The sequence below is a fragment of the Nitratireductor soli genome, from assembly GCF_001050155.1.
GTDB lineage: Bacteria > Pseudomonadota > Alphaproteobacteria > Rhizobiales > Rhizobiaceae > Nitratireductor > Nitratireductor soli.
The window spans coordinates 1-351 of the sequence record NZ_LFVY01000059.1 but is presented as its reverse complement, the minus strand read 5'-3'; the positions used below and the strand labels follow the sequence as shown (position 1 = coordinate 351).

At 51.6% G+C, this 351-nt stretch carries 1 protein-coding gene; it reads right to left on the bottom strand.

Going from position 1 to position 351, the window contains the following annotated elements; all coding sequences use genetic code 11:
* Positions 1–351, bottom strand: a 351-nt coding sequence (locus AB843_RS24620) for a chlorophyll a/b-binding protein (protein WP_048649571.1), incomplete at both ends; no start/stop codon positions are given.

The following is a 351-nucleotide window of genomic DNA, read 5'->3' as shown; positions in this document are numbered from 1 at the left end:
GAAAACATAGCTAACCTTCCATTCTTAAGCTCCTTCACCTTCAACTCTGCGAAAGCTTCTGGGTCCTCGGCTAACCCCAAGGGATCAAAGCTTCCACCTGGGTAAAGCGGGTCAACCACCTCACCTAGGGGTCCACCCGCAACACGGTACCCCTCAACCGCACCCATTAAAATAACCTGGCTAGCCCAAATGGCCAAGATACTTTGGGCATGGACCAAGCTTGGGTTACCCAAGTAATCAAGACCACCTTCGCTAAAGATTTGTGAACCAGCCTTGAACCAAACTGCCTCACCGAACTTAACCCCGTTACGAGCAAGCAACTCAGGGAAAACACACCCCAGTGCACCCAAC